Below are 19,627 nucleotides of genomic sequence, written 5' to 3'. Positions count from 1 at the left end.
GTCGATGCGGCGCTCCGATCAGAGCTTTGGCAAAGCCAACCCCAGTTCATCCCCATTGGGTTTGAATCCGTCGCCATCGACGTCGACGAAGATCGGGTTGCTGACGGCGATCGGCGGCAGGTCGCCCATCACCGGTCCCATCTCTTTCTGCATCGTCATCCCCTCGCCGATCGTCGCCACAATCAGGTGGGCGTCACGATCGAGCGTCACGTCGAAAGTCGAATCAAATTTTGTGACGTCTCGTGAGGCGCCGAACAGATCTGAATGCGACTTGCGAGTCCGATTCAATTCCTGGACGGGGCGTCCGTTGACAAATACCTGGACGCGGTTGACATCCAACCAGTTGGGGCACTGCACGCGAACGGCCAGCGTGACCTTGCCGTCGGCGGCGGCCAGGTCGTCGCCTGGAATGGCGGCGCGGTCCACCGCGGCCGATGTCCCACGCACCGTCAGGAACGGTCCGGTGGACATCACGATGTGCCCCGCTTCGGCTTGCTTGACCATCTCTTCGATGCTGATCTTGTCCGGATCATCGGTGGCGCTGGCGATCCAGTTTCGCAGCCATCCGCTGCCGTGGTGGTTGTAGTGCGCGTCAGTGTTGGCGACGCCGGGGATCCGATAGCCCTGATTGAGCAATTGCATCCACTGAAAGATCGGAATCTTCATCTCGCGGACGTTGGGCGGGTTTCCGGCAACATCTTCAAAGATCACTTGCAACGGATCGACTTCCACGACGTCCATCCACTGCAGCATGCCGCGAAACCCGTCGTCGGGACGACCGTCGACATCCAGGTCGCCGTAGATCTGGTGCAGGTTGGGGTGGTTCTCCTGGACCACCTTTGCGCTGCCATCATCCCACATGGCGATCCGTTCGATCTGGACCACGGGGTTGGGGTCGGTGCGTGGGCCGCCACCGTTTTGCGTGTGCGGATGGTGGTGCAACGGGAACGCGTTTTGGTGGTTGACCGGCAACGGTCGTCCGGTCAACTCGATTCCGCTGCAGGTGGCCATTTGGTCGGCCACACCCATCTGTTCCAAGTGGGGAACGTAGCTGCTGATGCGGTTGTGTTCGGTGCAGGGGGCGAATTCCAGGTGTTCGCACAACAGGTTTTCGACCCGTCCGTACTGGTCGGAAACGTTGTCACCCGATGGACTGCTGTGGCTGTGAAACTCGGCGCTGATCCAACCGGGGGTATCGACGACCCGATCCAGTTGCACGGCGATTTCCCGAGAGTCGCCCGCGGCCAACTCCAGCGTCTGGTGGGCGCTGTCGTATTCCGGCCCGTGGCTGAAATAGATTTCGTACCGGCCGGGATCCAGCGGGCAACGCAGCGAACCGTGAACGGAGTACACACAGTTCTTGATGAAGGTTCGCGTGCTGTCGGGCCCAAAGTCCGGGTGCTCTCCCTCGACCGCGTAGACGGTCATCTTGGCGGGAATCCGATGGCCGGACTGGTCGGTGACCGTCGCCGTCACGCCGGTGTAGCCGGACAGGGGAATTTCGACCGCGGTGGTTTGGTCATCCAAGGCGATCTCTCGCGTTGAATCTTCAAATCCGATTGCCGAGGCGGTGATGCGGTAACGGCCGTTGGGCAGTCGCACGTGTGCCACGCCCAGGTCGTCGCTGTGGACGATCGGCGGTTCCTCGGAGGCGCCGCCTGCCACCGGTTCGATGGCCAATTTCGCTCGGGTCACCGCCTGGCCGTCAAACGTTGGCAGGCCCGATTTGACGTGAAAGCTCCGCATCGTTGCGCCGTCCAATGCCCCGCTGAGATCCAACGGGCTGGTTGTCGGATAGATTTGGATATCCCAGCCGGTTTGATTGGAGGTTCGTTCCACGTGCGCGGCTGAGTAACGCAACTGCATGGGACGGTCACGTTGCCATTTGGGTGCCGGCGCGCCCCGGCCGGATCCGAATTCGTCTCCAGGCAGGAACGCGATGGTTTGACGGAAGAACGGATCGCTGCACATGGCAAGTCCATTTCCCTGATCAAACGAAAATGTGCGATCGGCGCGCACGCCATCGTAGGCGCGGACGTCCCCGGCTTGATCACCGCGAATGACGACCGAAACGTGGACGAAGGGAGAACCGTCGGACAGCTGGTAGGTGACCGTCGCGGTGGTGCCGTCGCCGGCCAGCGTCTTGGAGGATTGGCAACGCCAGACGACCGTGGATCCGTCGGTTTCCGTTTCGACTTTGGAGGGATCTTGAAAGAGGTACCTGCCCGCGGTCGGAGTGTAGGCGCTGAACTGGTCGTTCGATGGTTTGTTCAGCGTCAAGTCCAGCAACGAAGCACCGATGTCTCGAATCGTTAGGTTTGCGTCGCGGGTTTCCGTCGGGGCGGCAATGACCAAAGTGATCTGGTCGTTTTTCATCATGTAGTCGCCGTAGATCCAATCGACCTCTTTCCCGTCAATCGATGGAGAATGTTGCTCATCAATGACCGTCAGTTCGGCCGCTCGGATTGGCGTGACGAACGCGGAGAGCAGTAGCAGCAAACACAGAATTCGACTTGGTGGGCGCAAAGATTCCATGACCAGACACAGTGGGGAACGGTGGGCGGGACGGGAGGCTGGAACAAGAAATGATATCCGCCCGCGACGGACCGTGGGCGAAAGGTCGTCGATTGGCCATCTCCATGCCGGCAAGGTGATGCCGATGCACCCCGCCGCCGAGCCGTTCCCGGACCGGCATTCACACCTGGAATTCGGCTGCGATGGCCCGCTGCCAGACATTCCGCGGGCCGTTCGATCTACACTTGTTACTCGGTAGATAGGGCTCCGTCGGATTCCACGGCCGGTTTCTTTTTGCGTTCGGCCTGTGGTCCGTCAATCGACTTCTCGCTTTTCCCCGCGGCCTGTCATGCATCGTCTGAAATCGCGTCGACGCCTCAGCGCGTGGTTCGAGCCGTTGGAGCAACGGCGGTTGTTGGCGGCTTTGACGGAGCCCGGTAGCGGATCCGCCCCGGTCTTTGGCAACTATTGCGAGGCGGCCGATCCACGCTGGATCACGACCGCCCGTGGGGCGACGACTTTCGGTTCTTCCGGAGCCACGGCCGCGGTCGTTTACGGACCGCAGCAACCGGAGTCGCCACGCGCGATGTTGCCACAACCTTCGAATACCTCCACTCAGCGCGTCGCCGAAGCCGAAGGCGCCCTGCCGGTCGTGTCGATCGCCGACGCCGACATTGTCGAAGGAGATGTCGGCGGCAGCACGCTTTCATTTGAAGTGACGTTGTCAGCGGCGGCGTCCGAGCCGGTCACGGTGCAAGTGCAGGCTTTCAACGAAACGGCGTCGGCCTTCCACGTCCAGCGGATTGCGAGCGGGCTTTCGGAACCGGTGTTCGTGACCGTCGCACCGGGTGATTCTGATTCTCTGTTCATCGTCGAACAGGACGGCGTGATCAAGAAAATGTCGCGTGCCAGCGGCGTGGTCGCTTCGACTCCCTTTCTGACCGCTGGCGATCTCAGCACCGGTGGCGAACGCGGACTGCTCGGATTGGCATTCGATCCCGAGTACGAATCGAACGGGACCTTTTACGTCAATCAGACGAACGCCCAGGGGAACACCCGAGTATTTCGTTACCAGTCCAATCCCGATGGCCAGACCGCCGACCCCGGCAGCCGAACCACGGTGATCGGATTCAGCCAGCCATTCTCCAACCACAACGGCGGATGGATTGCGTTCGGACCCGACGGCTACCTGTACATTGCCACCGGCGATGGCGGATCCGGCAACGATCCACAGAACAACGGGCAAGATCTCACCGACAACCTGCTGGGCAAGCTGCTGCGGATCGATGTCAACGGAGACGACTTTCCGGCGGATCCCGAACGCAATTATTCCGTCCCGGCCAGCAACCCGTTCGTCGGCGTGACGGGCGACGACGAGATCTGGGCGTACGGTTTGCGCAACCCCTGGCGGAACAGCTTCGACGCGTTGACGGGTGACCTGTACATCGCCGATGTCGGACAGAACATCCTGGAGGAGATCAATCGGCAACCGGGGACCAGCTCGGGCGGGGAAAACTACGGCTGGCGTCTCCGCGAAGGAACGGAACCGACACCGACCGTCGGCGGCCCAAAGCCCGTCGGAGCCATCGATCCGATCTATCAGTACGAACACGGCACCGCCAGCAACGAAGGTTTTTCGGTGACCGGCGGATACTTGTATCGCGGCCCCATCGATTCGTTACGCGGCCAGTACTTCTTTGCTGATTACGTTCGCGGCCGCGTGTGGTCGATTCGTCCCCAGGCGGACGTGCCGGAGAACTATGACGGAACCAACTACCGTGACTTCACGGACTGGACCAGCCTGATCGCTGCCGACGCAGGAGACGTCCGCAGCATTTCCTCGTTCGGAGAAGATGAAGCGGGCAACCTGTACGTCGTCGACCGGGGCGGCGAGGTTTTTCGATTCACCGAGGGTGCCGATTACGTTCCAACGACTCAGACGCTGGTGTTTGATGTCGGCCAGACGACCAAGTCGTTCCAGGTCACCGTCATCGGAGATCGGCTTCCCGAAGCCGACGAAACCTTTCGTGTCGACATCACGCAGGTCACCGGTGCCATGCTGGGACAGTCCAGCGCCACCGGGGTGATCAACGATGACGATGTCCCCGGCGTCGAACGTGTGGAACTCAACGGCGGAGCGACCCAGCGATCCCACGTGGACCAACTGGTGGTGACCTTCGACGGGATCGTCGACTTGGACCTCAGTCACGACGATGCCTTTCAGGTGACCGATCAAACGTCCGGCGGCAGCGTCGACGTCTCGGTGGCGGTGTCCACGGCAACGGGGAAGACGCAGGCCACGTTGACCTTCGCAGGTCCCCTGACCGAGTCGCGAGGCGAGGCCGGGACGACCTTGAAAGACGGACAGTACGAATTGCGGATCGATGCCGCGCGGGTATCGGCTGCCGGGAAGTCGCTTGACGGCAACGGCGACGGGGTCGGTGGCGACGACTATCGATTCGGTGCCGAGAACGCCGACGCATTCTTTCGGCTCTTTGGTGACGTCGACGGTGACCGCGATGTCGATGGCCAGGACTTTGGCCGATTCGGTCGCACCTACTTGCAACCGATCGAATCAGCGGCATTCGACGGACGCTTCGATTTCGATGGCGACGGTGACGTCGACGGCCAGGATTACGGACAATTCAGTCGACGATTCTTTCGCGTGTTCGACTGAGTCGTGTTTTCGGACGCGCCGGGAAGATCGCAGCGTCGAAGTTCATTGAGGCCGGCACGGCCGATAACGCACTGCCGGCGGCCTTGGCCGCCGGTGCTCGTCGTCTCTTGCCATTAGCGCTGAAGGGGCGACAGCCCAGGGGGTGTTGCTGTCGCCGCTTCGCGGCTGGTGGGAATCGGAGGCTATTACCGTCGGCTTGCGCCGACGGCAGAGAGCTGTCGCCGCGTCGCGGCTGTGCTTCACCTTTCTCCGGGAGGATCAAAGGCGACGCATCGATCGCTCGATGGACCGCGACGGAATTGACCCACAAACGCAGGGCACATGTCCTGCTAACGGCGACGGCGGAACGCGTCGGTGAAGGGGGATCGCTCGAACATCACGTCGTCCGACACGCGCGGGTCACCGGTTTCGGTCAACTCCTGCATCAACCGCTCATGCAATTGCTGTTGCACCTCGGCGTGGCTTTCGCGGTCGGCCAGATTGTTCATGCAGTGCGGATCGTCTCGGATGTCGTACAACTCCAAACGCGGCCGTCGGCCCACGGCGAACTGGAATGATTGCGGGTCTTCCTGGCGGTGGGTCACCACCCAAGCCTTCGTGGGGCTGGCGTCCATGTCACCAAACGCTGCAAACGTGTTCTCACGCAGTGCCTCAAACTCCGGCATCGGGCCGTCCTCGGCACCGAATCCCGGTCCCACACCCATCGGCCAGCGTTCCGGCTGGAAATTCACGATGTACAGGTAGTCGTCGGTGCGGATGGCACGCTGCGGGTACGGTTTGTTGCCCGGTCGCACGGCGGCAACGTGACGTTCCCGCCCCGTGAAGACGGCGTCACGTGACGGATCGATTTGGCCGTTGCGATCACTTTGCAGCAGCGGCATCAAGGACCGGGCGGTCATCGTCGTCGGTGCTTTCACGCCGGCGGCTTCCAAGAACGTCGGGGCCAAGTCCGGCAACGAGACGAAGTCCTGGACGACCCGTCCCGGCGAGGCGATGCCCCGGGGCCAATGGATCGCCAGGGGAACGCTGGTACCCAGGTCGTACAGGTTGCACTTGCCCCGCGTGACACCGGGGATTCCGTGATCACCGCTGACGACCAGGATGGTGTTCTCCAGCTGACCCACCCGTCGAAGCTCTTCGATGATGACGCCCAACGACGCATCAAACGCTTGGGCTTCGCCCAGATAATCGGCGAAGTCTTCCCGCACGATTTCGACGTCGGGCAGATACGGAGGCAACTTTCCCTTCAGCTGGTTCGGATCGATTCCCCACAACCGTTTGCCGCTTCCGGCGATCCATTTGCGGTGGCAATTGGTCGGTCCGAACCAGTAGCAGAAGGGCCCTTCCCCATCGACCACTTCGTCATTGTCTGCGTCCAGGAAGGACCGAAGGTTCTGCCGGACCTCGTCAAGCAGAGCCGCTTTGCCCGCGGCCGGGTTGTCGGCCTTCATCGCGTTTTGCGAAAACCCGTTGAACTTTCGGCCGTGTCGGTTGAAGGACGTTTCGGCTCCGCCGTGTGGAGCATCGGCCGGGGTACCCGGTGACCAGACCTTGTAGGTGTGACCGATGCGATAGCCGGCGTCCCGCAAGATCAACGGATAGGCCGGGCTGCTGAAGTCCCACACAGCGCCCTGCAAAATCGAAGCCCGTCCACATCGCCAAAAGTGTTGGCCCGACAACAGGGAACTGCGACAGGGCGTGCAGGATGGCGCACTGACGTAGGCGCGGGTGAATAGGACACCGTCCGCGGCGAGCGCATCAAAGTGCGGCGTGGCGATCACATCATTGATGCCGCCGGGCTCGAGCTTTCCGTACACGCTGGCGTACTTTCCCCAATCATCTGCAAAGGCCATCACCACGTTGGGCCGCCCGTCATCGGTTCGGCTTTGCGCCGTGGCGGAATCGTTGCCAGCGAGGGTCGCTAGAAAAGCCAGGCAGATCGCGACCACGCGTTTGAAGTTTGTCAGCATGTGGGGATCTCAAGGGGTGCGTTTGGCATCGTTGTGGAGCTGTGGCGGACAGTTTAACGCCTCCCCGGGCCGATGCGAATCGACCGCTATTTTGACGCCCATTCCGGTGTCGCAGGGGGTCCGGACGAAGGCCAAGCCTGAAATAATGGATGCAAGCTTTGGACCAGCAACCCATCAATTGAAATCGCCATGATTTGTTCCGACGGACGGCTTGAAGAAACCCTCGCAGACCTCCAGGCCGGCGGGCCAGAGTTGGACCACGCGGAACTGGCCGCCCGGCTGGCGGAGCGGTTGCTGGTCCGATCGCATGAATTGCTGACGCCGGAAGAGAAACGCCAGCAGGCGGAACTCAATCGGATGATTTCGCTGCCGGAGGACAAGTCGACTCTGGTGCAGATGACCGACCAGGCGTTTCGCACCGGTCGCAACGTGCGTGTCGCCGATCAACTGACGCACATCTTGGACTTGCAGGGCATCCCGCGATTCTTCAGCCCGCTAGACCGCGCGATGTTGCGCGGCTTCCAGTCCTTTGGCGGGTACCTGCCCGGTGTTGCGGTGCCGCTGGTGAAGGACAAGATGCGCAAGGAGACGGCGAACGTCATCTTACCGGCCGAGACGGAAATGCTGCGTCAGCATTTGAGCCAGCGGCTGGACCAGGGAGTCCGGATGAACGTCAACTTCCTGGGCGAAGCCCTATTGGGCGAGCAGGAAGCTCAGCGAAGACTGCAGTTGTACCTGCACGCCCTGCAGATTCCCGAAGTCGAATGTCTGTCGGTCAAGATCAGTACCATCTATTCGCAGATCTCCACGCTGGCCTGGAAGCAAACGCTGAACGTTTTGGCGGATCGCTTGGAACTGCTGTACCGGGCCGCGGCTCGAGAGCGGTTCCAGTTTCCCGATGGTCGTGAAGTGCCCAAGTTCGTGTACTTGGACATGGAAGAGTACCGCGATCTGCATTTGACCGCCGACGCCCTGATGACGACGCTCGATCGGGACGGTCTGGGCGACGTGCGCGCCGGGATCGCGCTGCAGGCCTACGTTCCGGATTCCTACGACGTCTTGCGACGGTTGACCGAATGGGCGGGAAGCCGAGTCGCGGCCGGCGGTACGCCCTTGACCGTGCGGATCGTCAAGGGAGCGAACATGGAGATGGAACGCGTGGAGGCCAGTTTGATGGGTTGGCCGCAGGCGCCGTACAAGACCAAACTGCAGACCGACGCGAATTACAAACGAATGGTCGGCTGGGCTTTGGATCCGCGCCACCGCGACGTGCTGCGGGTGGGTATCGCATCGCACAACCTGTTCGATGTCGCCTGGTCTTTGATCACCGCGTATCGACAGGACGCACTGCAGCGGGTGCAGTTCGAAATGCTGGAAGGGATGGCCAACCATCAGCGCCGTGCCCTGTTTGAATTGGCCGGGAACATGCTGCTGTATGCGCCCGCCTGTCGTCGCGAAGAATTCCTGCACGCGATCGGCTACCTGATCCGGCGATTGGACGAGAACACCGGCGAAGAGAATTTCCTGCGGCACACCTTTGAAATCGAACCGGGCAGCGAAGCCTGGTCGAAACTGCGGGCCGCATTCGAAGAGTCGGTCCAAAACATCAGCACCGTCAGCGATCAGCCGCGGCGACAGCAGGATCGCAACTTGGCTCCCTGCCAGCCCGCCGCGCCGGAGTCCCTGGATGCATTCAAGAACGAACCCGATACGGACTTTTCGCTGCGACAGAACGTTCGCTGGGCCCAGGAGCAGATTTACGACGCCTGGAAGGATCGTTGCGGATCCGACGCCACGGAGTTGCCGCTGTATGACGACGGACGCCAACGATCGTGGTATGAATCCACCGACCCGTCACGTCCCGGCGTGGTGGTTTGCCGCTATCCGATGGCCGACGACCAAGATGTCGAAGCGGCCATCGCCCGAGGCCGAAATGCCGCGGAGGGTTGGCGGGAGATGGGGCCGGAGCGGCGGCGAGAGCTGTTGCGTGCCGCGGCGCAGCGGATTCGGGAGCGACGGGCTGATCTGATGGGCGCTGCACTGGCCGATGGCGGCAAGACGTTGCACGAAAGTGATCCCGAAGTCAGTGAAGCGATCGATTTCGTCGAATTCTACGCGCTGACCGCCACCGAGCTGTACCAACGCGAGTCGATCGAATGTGCTCCGCGCGGACTGGCGGTTGTGGTCAGCCCCTGGAACTTTCCCATCGCGATTCCCTGCGGCGGCGTCGCGGCGTCGCTGGCGGCCGGGAACACCGTGATTTTGAAACCCGCCAGCGACACGGTCTTGCCGGCCTGGGTGATCTGCGAATGTTTCTGGCAAGCCGGTATTCCGCGCGACGTCTTGCAACTGCTGCCCTGCCGGGGCGGCGGTCCCGGCCAGCGGTTGGTCAGCGACGACGGAGTCGACGTCGTCATCTTGACCGGCGGCACCGAAACGGCGGTGGCGATGCTGGACGACAAACCCGAGATGGATCTGCTGGCCGAGACCGGCGGCAAGAACGCGACGATCGTGTCCGGGCTGTCCGATCGCGACCTGGCAATCAAGCACGTGTTGCATTCGGCGTTTTCGCACTCCGGTCAAAAGTGCAGTGCGACCTCGCTGCTGTTATTGCAGGAAGAAGTCTACGAGGACCCGCGATTCAAGGAGTTGTTGTGTGACGCGGTGCGCAGCCTGCACGTCGGATCGGCATGGGAGGCGGACACGAAAATGGGACCGTTGATTCGCCCGCCCCGAGGAGCCCTGGAGCGGGGGCTGAAGGAATTGGAGCACGATGAACAGTGGGCCGTGATGCCCGAGCACCGCGGAGACAATCCCCAGCTGTGGTCGCCGGGTGTCAAGTGGAACGTCGCGGCGGGCAGTTTCACGCACTGCACCGAACTGTTCGGTCCGGTGTTGGCGGTGATGAAGTACCGGCACCTGGAGGATGCGATTGCCACGGTCAACGCCACCGGGTTTGGGCTGACCAGCGGACTGGAGAGTTTGGACGATCGGGAACAGTCGATCTGGATCGATGCGGTCAAAGCCGGAAACCTGTACGTCAATCGGTCCACCACCGGGGCGGTCGTGTTGCGGCAACCCTTCGGCGGCATGGGCAAGAGCGCCTTTGGACCCGGGATCAAGGCCGGCGGTCCCAATTACGTGATCCCGCTGATGGACATCCGCGATGCCGCCGAGCCGGCGACGGCGGGGCGCGACCCGTCGGTCCAATCGCCTCCGCTGCGCGGCCTGCTGAAGCGGTTGACGACCATGGACGTGTCGGAGCCCCCGATGAATTCAACGAGCACAGTCAACCCAACGAGTACAGCGAAATCAACGAGTACAGTGGAAACTGCGGGCACGCCCACCCGTCGCTGGACCGCCGCGGATCGCCAACGGGTCGTCCGCGCGATTGACAGCATTGAACGTTGGGCGGAGCAGGAATTTACTGCGGAGAATGATCCGATGCGTTTGATCGGCCAGGACAATTATCGCCGCTACCTGCCGATGACCCACGTCCGCATCCGGCTGGATCCGACCGTCACGCTGGCAGATCTGCTGATCATGGTTGCCGCGGCCGTGCGGGTCGGGGCGCGGATCACCATCAGCCATGGCGAAGGGGTGGCCGAAGCAATGTTGGACGACTTTGCGAAACTGACCGATGCTTGGGCGGGACGCGTGGAGGTGGTTCAGGAAAGCGAGCAAGCGTTGGTCGAAGCGATCGACGAAGGCCAGGTCGATCGTTTGCGGATGCCGGGCCGAGAGCCGGTGGCTGAGCCGATTCGGCGAGCGGCCAATCAGCATCAGATCTACATCGCCCGAGCCGAAGTGGTCGCCGACGGTCGGATCGAACCGCTCTGGTACCTTCGCGAACAGGCCGTCAGTGTGGACTACCATCGGTACGGAAACCTGGGGGCACGGGCCGACGAGGTGCGAGCCGAACCGGCCTGAGCGGGTGAGCCTGAGCGGGTGTTGCGCGGTGACCTGAGAAGCGATGCCCGTGGTCCGGCTAGCACAGGCGTCCGTCCCCCGTCGGAGTGCCTCCGGTCCGACGCGGCGAAAACCGACGCGTGCAAGGCTCCGGTATCCTGACACCTCGGCTGTTGGGGGTTATTCTTTCACCGTCCGTCGACCGACGACGCGAACGCCGATATCAAACCTGTTTGGGACACTTGGAAATCGTGAGCGAAATAGTAGACGTCGAGATCCCGACCGTGGGCGAATCCATCACCGAAGTCCAACTGGGACAGTGGATGAAATCTGAAGGCGATTGGGTGGACTCCGGCGAAGATTTGATCGACATCGAAACCGAGAAGGCGTCGGTCCAATTGCCGTCGCCGGCGGCGGGATTCTTGCAGGACATCAGCAAGGAATCGGAAGACTTTGCCGAGGTTGGCGAAGTGATCGCCAAGATCCGCGTCGCGCCCAAGCCCGAAGGGGCCGGTGGGGGCGACCAGGGCGGTGGCGACTCCGCCGGCGCGGAGCCCGCCAAGTCGGAAGGGTCTGCGTCGTCATCGGGGGCGTCGTCGGGTTCGGCCGCTTCGTTCGTGATGCCCGCCGCCCAGCGTCTGCTGGACGAAAACGGCTTGTCGGCCTCGGACGTCCCCGCAACCGGCCCCGGCGGCCGGTTGTTGAAAGAAGACGTGCAGAAATTTCTGGAGAACCGGCCCGCCAAGTCTTCGGCGCCCACCGCGTCGGCTGGCCAGACGTCCTCCAAAAGCGAACCCGGTCGCTCGGTTGCCGCGCCCTCCAAACCGCCCAGCCGCTCTTCGCTGATGACCGGCGCGCCCGATCGCAGCGAAGAAGTCAAACCGCTGAGCATGCTGCGCCGCACCATTGCTTCGCGCCTGGTCAGCGCCCAGCAGACCGCCGCCCTGCTGACCACGTTCAACGAGATCGACATGCAGCCCACGATGGCGCTGCGCAAGAAGTACAAGGACGCCTTCCTGGAAAAGCACGGCGTGAAGCTGGGTTTCATGTCGTTCTTTGCCAAGGCCAGCGTCGAAGCACTGCGGCGGTTCCCGGCCGTCAATGCGGAGATCCGTGAAGACAGCGCCATCTACCGCAACTACCAGGACATCGGCATCGCGATCGGCGGCGGAAAGGGACTGGTCGTTCCCATCCTTCGCAACGTCGAACGGATGTCATTTGCCGAAATCGAATGGACGATCGGCGACTTCGCCAAGCAGGCCGGCGAAAACCGTCTGCAGGCGGAAGACTTGATCGGCGGAACGTTCACGATCAGCAACGGTGGCGTCTACGGTTCGCTGCTCAGCACGCCGATCGTCAATCCGCCGCAGAGCGGGATCCTGGGATTGCACTCGATTCAGGATCGACCGGTTGCGATCGACGGGAAGGTGGAAATTCGTCCGATGATGTACGTCGCCCTGACCTACGATCACCGCATCGTCGACGGTCGCGAAGCGGTCGGCTTCCTGCGAACGATCAAGGAAGTGATCGAGGATCCGGCGCGGCTGTTTCTGGAACTCTAGCAAGCCCGCGCCGTCGGCAGATGATTCCGTTCCCAACCTCGTTCCCAGGCTCCCGCCTGGGAACGCGCTGCGCCGGTGGCTCCGCCACCTGCGTCCGACTCGAGCGTCATGCCCGGTCGGCAGGCAGAGCCTGATGAGCAGTGGGTTCCAAGGCGGGAGCCTTGGAACCAGACAGATGATTCCGTTCCCAGGCTCCTGCCTGGGAACGCGCTGCACCGGTGGCTCCGCCACCTGCGTCCGATCGAGCGTCATGCCCGGTCGGCAGGCAGAGCCTGATGAGCAGTGGGTTCCAAGGCGGGAGCCTTGGAACCAGACAGGCGGCTCCATTCCCAACGGGTGGCGCCGCCACGGGAGTGCGACTCGGACCTGATGCGCGGTCAACCGCTCAAGACGATCCCAGTTCCTGACTGCGTCGGGCGCTGGCCTGAACCGCGCCGATCAACGCCGACCTCAAACGCTTGTCCTCCAGCACCTGCAGGGCCGCGATGGTCGTCCCACCCGGGCTGGCCACCGCGTCTTTCAACTCACCGGGATGCCGGCCCGTTTCGATCAACATCTTGGCCGAGCCGAGGACCGTCTGCGCGGCCAACTGCATCGCCAGACCACGTGGCAGCCCGGCCAGCACGCCGCCGTCGGCCAGTGCTTCAATGATCAAGCACACGTACGCCGGTCCCGAACCGCTCAGTCCGGTGACCGCGTCCATCTGCGACTCCTGAACCTGAGCGACGGTGCCGACGCCGCTCAGCGCCGCTTCGATCCACTCCGAATCGTCCCGGGAAACCGACGGGGCGACACAAAACGCACTCGCTCCGGCACCGACCAGACTGGGCGTGTTCGGCATCACACGAACGACGCGGTCGTGCCCGACACCCTGGCAAAGCGTCTTCAAGCCGATCCCGGCGGCGATCGAGACCACCAGCTTGTCGTCACCGGCGAGTTCGTTCAGTTGACCGGTGACGGTCGCGATGACGTTCGGTTTGACCGCCAGGAACACGACCTCGCTGGATTCCACCGCCGCAGCCAGGTCGTCCCCGACCGCCACGTCGGCGTGGTGTTGCTTCCACCACTGACGGCTTTCCGGGTTCGGATCGACCACTGAGAGTGTTTGCGAATCGACGGTTCCCGATCCCAACATGCCCCCGGCGAGGGCGCGTCCCATTTGTCCGCCGCCGATGAACGTGACCGCGCGTTTCTTCATCAAGTCTTCTTCCTGTAGCTAGCAATTGGGAGGAACGGGTGGGGGAGCCGGTCCGGGTGGAGCCCAATGCGTCGGGCGTCGGGGCCACTTGGCCGTCTCTGATCAGCGGGCTCGGTTTGCACACGCCACGCGGATTCACCGCCCCGCCATCATCGATCGGCGGCCCCATGGCGGCACGCCCACGGGCCACGTCCCGTCGGGATTCCCCGGCCTCGGCCCGCCGAAATACCGGCCGGACGGCATTCGGACCGGTCTCGCCGTCGCGACTTCAATTGACCCCCATCGGGCCTGAACCTAGCATGGTCGGTTTTTCACCGCCCAAGCCCGGGAAAATCCGGTTGCCGAAGCGGCTTGACCGAGTCCAACGCACCCACCACCGGAGTGGACCACATGACCGAATCGGTCGCCAGTCTACCTTTCCCAGTCGCCGGAGTCTCCCGCGTGCAAGAAGCGATCGCCAAAGCCGACACCCTCATCGAAGCGATGGGATGGATCCGCAAGTTTCGCGGCAAGACGACCGTGATCAAGCTGGGGGGCAGTGTGCTGGACGACGAAAACGCCCTGCTGCACATCCTGCTGGATGTGATTTTCATGGAAACCGTGGGGATGAAGCCGGTGCTGATTCACGGCGGCGGCAAAGCGATCAACCGCGCGTTGCAGGCGGCCCGGATTGAGCCGCAATTCGTTCGCGGCCGGCGGGTGACGGATGATGCCACGTTGGAAATTGTCGAACGAGTGCTGGCCGGCGAGCTGAATGTGTTCTTGACGGAAGAAATTGAACGGCTCGGTGGTCGGGCAATGAATCTGTCGTTTTCCACGACCAACGTGTTGTTTGGAAAGCCGCTGACCCTGGACACCGGCGAAGACCTGGGACACGTGGGAACGGTGACGGATGTCGATCGCAGTGTGATCGAAGGGCTGTTGTACACCGACCAGGTTCCGGTGATCCCCAGCATGTGCGAGGGTGAAGGCGGTAGGCACCTGAACGTCAACGCCGACACGGCCGCGATGGCGGTCGCCCAGGCCTTGGGCGCCGAAAAACTGGTCTTCCTCTCCGACGTCAACGGCGTCCGCCGTGACAAGGATGATCCGGAAACCATCATCCACTCGCTCAACGAGCAGGAGGCGATGGAGCTGATCGACTCGGGCGTGATCGATTCGGGGATGATCCCCAAGGTCCAGGCCTGTCTGGACACGCTGGGTCGGGGCGTGAAGAAAGTTCACATCATTGATGGACGCTTGCGGCACTCCTTGTTGTTGGAGATCTACACCTCGCAAGGCGTCGGGACCGAGATTTACAAGACGTGAAGGATGCGGTTCTGAAAAGCCTGCCCGTCCGGCGGCCGGGCGTGATTTTTCGGATTCGCCGCGAACCTCGCCTTGTGCCGATGTGACCTGATCTCTTTTCCCCACCGACCCTGGATCTGATTTTGTCCGAGGATAGCGTGACCGAGCCGTCCGAACCCGAGTCCATGTTGCCAACGGAAGACGTGGCGCCGACAAGCGGTTCTTCGATCGAAGAAGATTTGCCCTGGATCGACGGTTGCGCCGGGCGACACAGTTTTTTTCCCGCGGGCGATCAAGCGATCGTTGCGGAGATGATGGAATCGGTCCGCGCAGGAGGCGGTGACCCGCTCCGCGATCGTTTCTTGCCGGATCAGTTTCGTGACGACAGGGAATTGAGCGAGCGGTTGATCCGATGGATTGCCGACCGACCGTCTCCGGTGGGGAACGGCGTCACGCAATCGATGCTATTCGCCTCGCCGGATCAAGCGCTCGAGGCGGCAATCACCTGGGCACGCCGACGCGATCCTTCGGCCTTCAAGATTGTGTCCCTGGTGGGAAGCGATCATGGCCGCACGGCCGCGTGCCGGACGGCCAGTGGGCGTCCGGAATTGCACGACGGTTATGGACCCATGGTCGCCGGCTTCGCTCATGTTGGGGCCGGCGACATCGATCGGTTGCGGCAGGTTGTCGACGAAACGGTTGCCGCCGTGATCCTCAGCCCGGTCAATCTGGTCGATGGTGTCGTTGCATTGGATCCCGAGTTGTTGTCGGCCGCTCGGCAAACATGCGACCAGCACGGGGCGCTGTTGATCGTGGACGAATCGACGCTGTGCATTGGTGCGACGGGAGAGCCGTTGACGTTTTCTTCGCTGGCATCGTCGCGTTCGACGCTGGCATCGCGTGGCGGTGCGGGTGAAATAGCCGATGACGAAGTGCCGCAGCCGATTGCCGCGGACGTGCTGATCGCATCGGCGGGCCTGTTCGCCGGGTTGCCCGGGGCGTTGATGCTAAGTGGTTCCCAGGGGTTTGCGGCGCCGGAGCATCCGCCGTCGGAACCGATTTGGGCGGATCCGACGCTGTCGGTGACCAGATCGGCGGTGCTGGCGACGCTTTCGGAAATGATCCGCCGTGACAGTCTTGCCAAGGTTGCCGAACGAGCCGAAGGCTTCGCCCGCGACCTGGCCCAGACGATTAGCGAATGCTCATTGGTTCGCGATCTGTCCGTTTGCGGGCTGACACTTGCCGTGCAGACCGACGTGCCGGCAGCGGATCTGGTCCGATTGGCTCGGCAACATTCGCTCTCCCTGCAGCCGATCGATCCGACCGGATTTCTGCTGCAACCGCCGCCCAGTCTGAATGATCAGGGATGCCGTCGACTGATCGACCGGATCGCGGGCGTCTTGCGGGATGCCGAGCGTGGCATGGCCACGGAAACTCCCGCCAGCCACTCTGACGAAACCAACCCACAGGCCCAGGCCGATCACGAGATCGCCGATCAAGAGGTCAATGCCGAAGCCGACGGCGTGGCGGAAGCCGACCGTGCGGTGGAGTCCGCCTCGGCCGACCCGACCGAATGAGAATCACTCCCAATCAAATCACCTGAGTAAGCAACAGTTCGATGCAACACTTTCTTTCTTTGTTCGATATCAGCTCCGACGACTTGAAGTTGATCCTGAAGATCGCGACGGTGGTCAAATCCAAATGGCAGGTGGGAGAGCGGCCGTCCATTCTGGGCAACATGGTCGTGGCGTTGCTGTTTGAGAAACCCAGCTTGCGGACCCGCGTCAGCTTTGAAAGCGGGATGGTGCAGATGGGTGGATCCAGCCTGTTTCTTGGCCAGGACGTGGGCTGGGGAAAACGGGAAGCGCCCTCGGACTTCACCAACGTGCTCGGACAATTCATCGATGCGGTGGTGTGCCGCGCCAAGTTGCACGAGCGGGTCGAGGAACTGGCCAGTTTCGACGCCATGCCGGTGATCAACGGCTTGACCGATCTTTGTCACCCTTGTCAGGCTCTGGCCGACATCCTGACGATCCAGGAGATCTTCGGATCCTACACCGGGAAGCATCTGGTATTCGTCGGTGACGGGAACAACGTGGCGCAATCGTTAGCCCTGGGTTGCGCGATGTTGGACATGAAATTCACGCTCGCCTGTCCGAAAGGTTACGAGATGGATTCGAACTGGTTGTCGCGATTGGCCAAGGTCTGTCCCAACGCCAGCGTCGAAACGATGCACGATGCCGATGCCGCGGTCGCCACCGCGGATGTGATCTACACGGACGTCTGGACCAGCATGGGCCAGGAGGCGGAGATGCTGGAGCGACGTCGCGCGTTCGCCGACTACCAGGTCAACAACCCATTGATCGCCGCCGCGCCCTCGAGCGCTTGCGTGATGCATTGCCTGCCCGCGGTCCGCGGGGAAGAGATTTCCGATGAAGTGATGGACGGTGATCGCAGCGCGATCATTCGCCAGGCAGGCAATCGGATGCACGCCCAAAAGGGTTTGCTGGTGTGGATGCTGGCCCGCGATTGGATCAGCAAGAATGTCTGACCGAAGCACTCGCTGAACCCTGTCCGCCCACGGCTTAGATTCTCGCCCTCCTCCCATCCCTCGGTCACGCATGCGTCCCGCCAACGAACTCCGGCCCGTCGAAATTCAACTCGGCTACCTTCCGAACCATCCCGCCAACGTGCTTTACAAGTCGGGTCAAACCATCGTGTTGTGCGCCGCCTCGGTGGAACCCAGCGTTCCGCCATGGTTGGAAGGAAAAGGCAAGGGGTGGGTGACTGCCGAATACAACATGTTGCCCGGCAGCACCGTGCCGCGGAAACGACGCGAACGCAGCAAGCTGGACGGACGGACGACGGAAATCCAGCGATTGATTGGGCGTTCGCTGCGCGCTGTCGTGGATTTGCGGGCCCTGGGAGAACGATCCATCGTCGTCGATTGCGACGTCTTGCAAGCCGACGGCGGCACGCGCACCGCGGCCATCACGGGTGGATTCATCGCCTTGGCCAAGGCGATTCAGAATGAATTGCCGGGCATCACGATCGGCGAAGGCCCGTTGCGCGACAGCATCGCCGCGGTCAGCGTCGGGGTCATCGAAGACGAAGTCAAATTGGACCTGGATTACGACTTGGATTTCGCCGCCGACGTCGACATGAACGTCGTCATGACCGGAAGCGGTCGGTTCGTTGAAATCCAGGGAACGGGTGAGGAGGCGACGTTTGACGATTCTCAGCTGACGGAGATGATCGCGATGGCGCGTCGTGGGATCGAACAACTGACGCAGCGACAGCGGGAAGTGTTGCAATCCGCTTGAGCGAAGGAACCCGATCCACGGGCGGTTGGTCGCCTAGCGGTCGGATCGGATTGAAATACGTTGGCGCTGGGCTTCCTGGCGTTCCTGCTCGGAGGCGAATCCCAGACTGTATGCCTGGAAGACCAGGATCGGATCGGCGATCAAAGCGGTGAATCCGTGCTCACGAGGATCGCGACCTTCGCGGTGCAATTGCAGTGCTGCGGCGACATCCCGAACCTGGGTTCGACGGGTCGTCTTCGGTTCGACCAACGATCGCCAAACGTGACTGGTGCGCGAATCCGTGCCGTATCGCTGGATCCAGGCATCGATCGTTTCGGAGGGTCCCTCCAGAGCGGATGCCGCCAACATGGCCGTGACGGTGGCCGATGGTGATTGCGAGGGGTCGTCCAAAACGAGTCGGCACAGTTGCAATGTTTGCTCACGGCATTCGAACCGCACGCCGATGGTCATCCGATCACGGACGTCGGCCGGTGATGTTTGCAAGTAGGCGCCGACCAAGCGCTTGATGACATGGCGTTCGCCCTCGGAGTTCGGCAGAGGACCGGTGCCAAAGCACCGTAGCGCCGATACCAGCCGAAAGGTGTTTTCGCCCAAATGCTGTTCGTGCGATTCGCAAGCAGCAACCAACGCCATTGCCCAGGCTGCCGAATCGTTTCGATCGAGTGTTTCCGGCGGCTGGATCAAGGATGCGGATTGCGAATCGGACAAACGTTGCAACTGATCGGGGAACCGCTGGAAAATAGTTGCGAACAGCCGACGCGACACAGAATCGTCGCCGGCGTGACGTCGAAACGCGGACCATCCTTCCAATCGATCACGGTCGAATGCCGGATCATGTAGGAAACGATCTAAACGTCGGCGTTCAGAGACCTGTGCCATCGCTTGCAGCAGGGACCGACGTGCCAGGTAGGATTCCAGGTCTCGACGCGGCGAGACCGGCTGGCGGAGTCGTGCTTCCACCGCTTCGGACTCTTCGGCGCCACGTTCGGCGTATTGCAGCAACCGTTCACGCGCGACCAGCCGTGCGGTGTAAGAATCGTCCGAAAGGTGCTTGACCCAGGTGGACAGGTCCTCGTCGGTTGGCTGCTGTGCACCGGCCGGGGGTGAAAGGAACCAGGGCAGCAGGCAGAGCAGCAATCGCGCAGGTTGCATGGGATCTGAACGTGAGGTGAACGCGTCGGTGCAAC

11 protein-coding genes are annotated in these 19,627 nt (G+C 62.1%); 7 read left to right on the top strand and 4 right to left on the bottom strand.

Annotation, left to right across the window (positions count from 1 at the left end; translation table 11 throughout):
* Nucleotides 1-18: 18 nt before the first annotated feature.
* Entirely contained in the window at nt 19-2,535 is a 2,517-nt protein-coding gene (locus FYK55_RS16035) for a CehA/McbA family metallohydrolase (protein WP_150077447.1), read from the bottom strand.
* Nucleotides 2,536-2,863: 328 nt separating this feature from the next.
* On the opposite strand from FYK55_RS16035, the gene FYK55_RS16030 reads away from it, so the two are divergent.
* Nucleotides 2,864-5,191, top strand: coding sequence for a PQQ-dependent sugar dehydrogenase (locus FYK55_RS16030; RefSeq protein WP_150077446.1), 2,328 nt, complete (start codon nt 2,864-2,866; stop codon nt 5,189-5,191).
* Between the two features lie 329 nt (nt 5,192-5,520).
* On the opposite strand, the gene FYK55_RS16025 is transcribed toward FYK55_RS16030, so the two are convergent.
* On the bottom strand, nt 5,521-7,161 hold the full coding sequence (locus FYK55_RS16025; protein WP_150077445.1) for a sulfatase family protein: 1,641 nt from the start codon (nt 7,159-7,161) through the stop codon (nt 5,521-5,523).
* A 189-nt stretch (nt 7,162-7,350) separates the two neighbouring features.
* Between FYK55_RS16025 and FYK55_RS16020 the strand changes: the two genes are divergently transcribed.
* Nucleotides 7,351-11,091, top strand: a complete 3,741-nt coding sequence (locus tag FYK55_RS16020; protein ID WP_150077444.1) for a bifunctional proline dehydrogenase/L-glutamate gamma-semialdehyde dehydrogenase — start codon at nt 7,351-7,353, stop codon at nt 11,089-11,091.
* 230 nt (nt 11,092-11,321) lie between these two features.
* Complete coding sequence (odhB, locus tag FYK55_RS16015; RefSeq protein WP_150077443.1) at nt 11,322-12,632, top strand: 2-oxoglutarate dehydrogenase complex dihydrolipoyllysine-residue succinyltransferase; 1,311 nt, start codon at nt 11,322-11,324, stop codon at nt 12,630-12,632.
* Nucleotides 12,633-13,017: 385 nt separating this feature from the next.
* Here the strand turns inward: odhB and proC are convergent, their stop codons facing one another.
* Nucleotides 13,018-13,830 carry a pyrroline-5-carboxylate reductase gene (proC, locus tag FYK55_RS16010; RefSeq protein ID WP_150077442.1) on the bottom strand — a complete coding sequence of 271 codons (813 nt, stop codon included), beginning with the start codon at nt 13,828-13,830 and terminating at the stop codon, nt 13,018-13,020.
* Between the two features lie 441 nt (nt 13,831-14,271).
* Here proC and argB point away from each other — a divergent pair, with 441 nt between their 5' ends.
* The 4 genes from argB (at nt 14,272) to rph (ending at nt 18,440) form a co-directional block, all read left to right on the top strand.
* Entirely contained in the window at nt 14,272-15,138 is an 867-nt protein-coding gene (gene argB / locus FYK55_RS16005) for an acetylglutamate kinase (protein ID WP_150077462.1), read from the top strand.
* Nucleotides 15,139-15,275: 137 nt separating this feature from the next.
* Nucleotides 15,276-16,694 carry an aminotransferase class III-fold pyridoxal phosphate-dependent enzyme gene (locus tag FYK55_RS16000; RefSeq protein ID WP_161604544.1) on the top strand — a complete coding sequence of 473 codons (1,419 nt, stop codon included), beginning with the start codon at nt 15,276-15,278 and terminating at the stop codon, nt 16,692-16,694.
* Nucleotides 16,695-16,735: 41 nt separating this feature from the next.
* On the top strand, nt 16,736-17,668 hold the full coding sequence (gene argF / locus FYK55_RS15995) for an ornithine carbamoyltransferase (protein ID WP_150077440.1): 933 nt from the start codon (nt 16,736-16,738) through the stop codon (nt 17,666-17,668).
* Nucleotides 17,669-17,738: 70 nt separating this feature from the next.
* The gene (rph, locus tag FYK55_RS15990) at nt 17,739-18,440 is read left to right on the top strand and encodes a ribonuclease PH (RefSeq protein ID WP_150077439.1); all 702 of its coding nucleotides are present in this window, start codon (nt 17,739-17,741) and stop codon (nt 18,438-18,440) included.
* Between the two features lie 33 nt (nt 18,441-18,473).
* On the opposite strand, the gene FYK55_RS15985 is transcribed toward rph, so the two are convergent.
* The gene (locus FYK55_RS15985; RefSeq protein WP_150077438.1) at nt 18,474-19,592 is read right to left on the bottom strand and encodes a hypothetical protein; all 1,119 of its coding nucleotides are present in this window, start codon (nt 19,590-19,592) and stop codon (nt 18,474-18,476) included.
* Between the last annotated feature and the right edge of the window lie 35 nt (nt 19,593-19,627).

It is taken from the genome of Roseiconus nitratireducens (genome assembly GCF_008629675.1).
In the GTDB taxonomy this organism is placed as follows: Bacteria; Planctomycetota; Planctomycetia; order Pirellulales; family Pirellulaceae; genus Stieleria; species Stieleria nitratireducens.
Note: the sequence above shows the minus strand (reverse complement) of the source record. Positions and strands in the feature narration are given on the sequence as shown.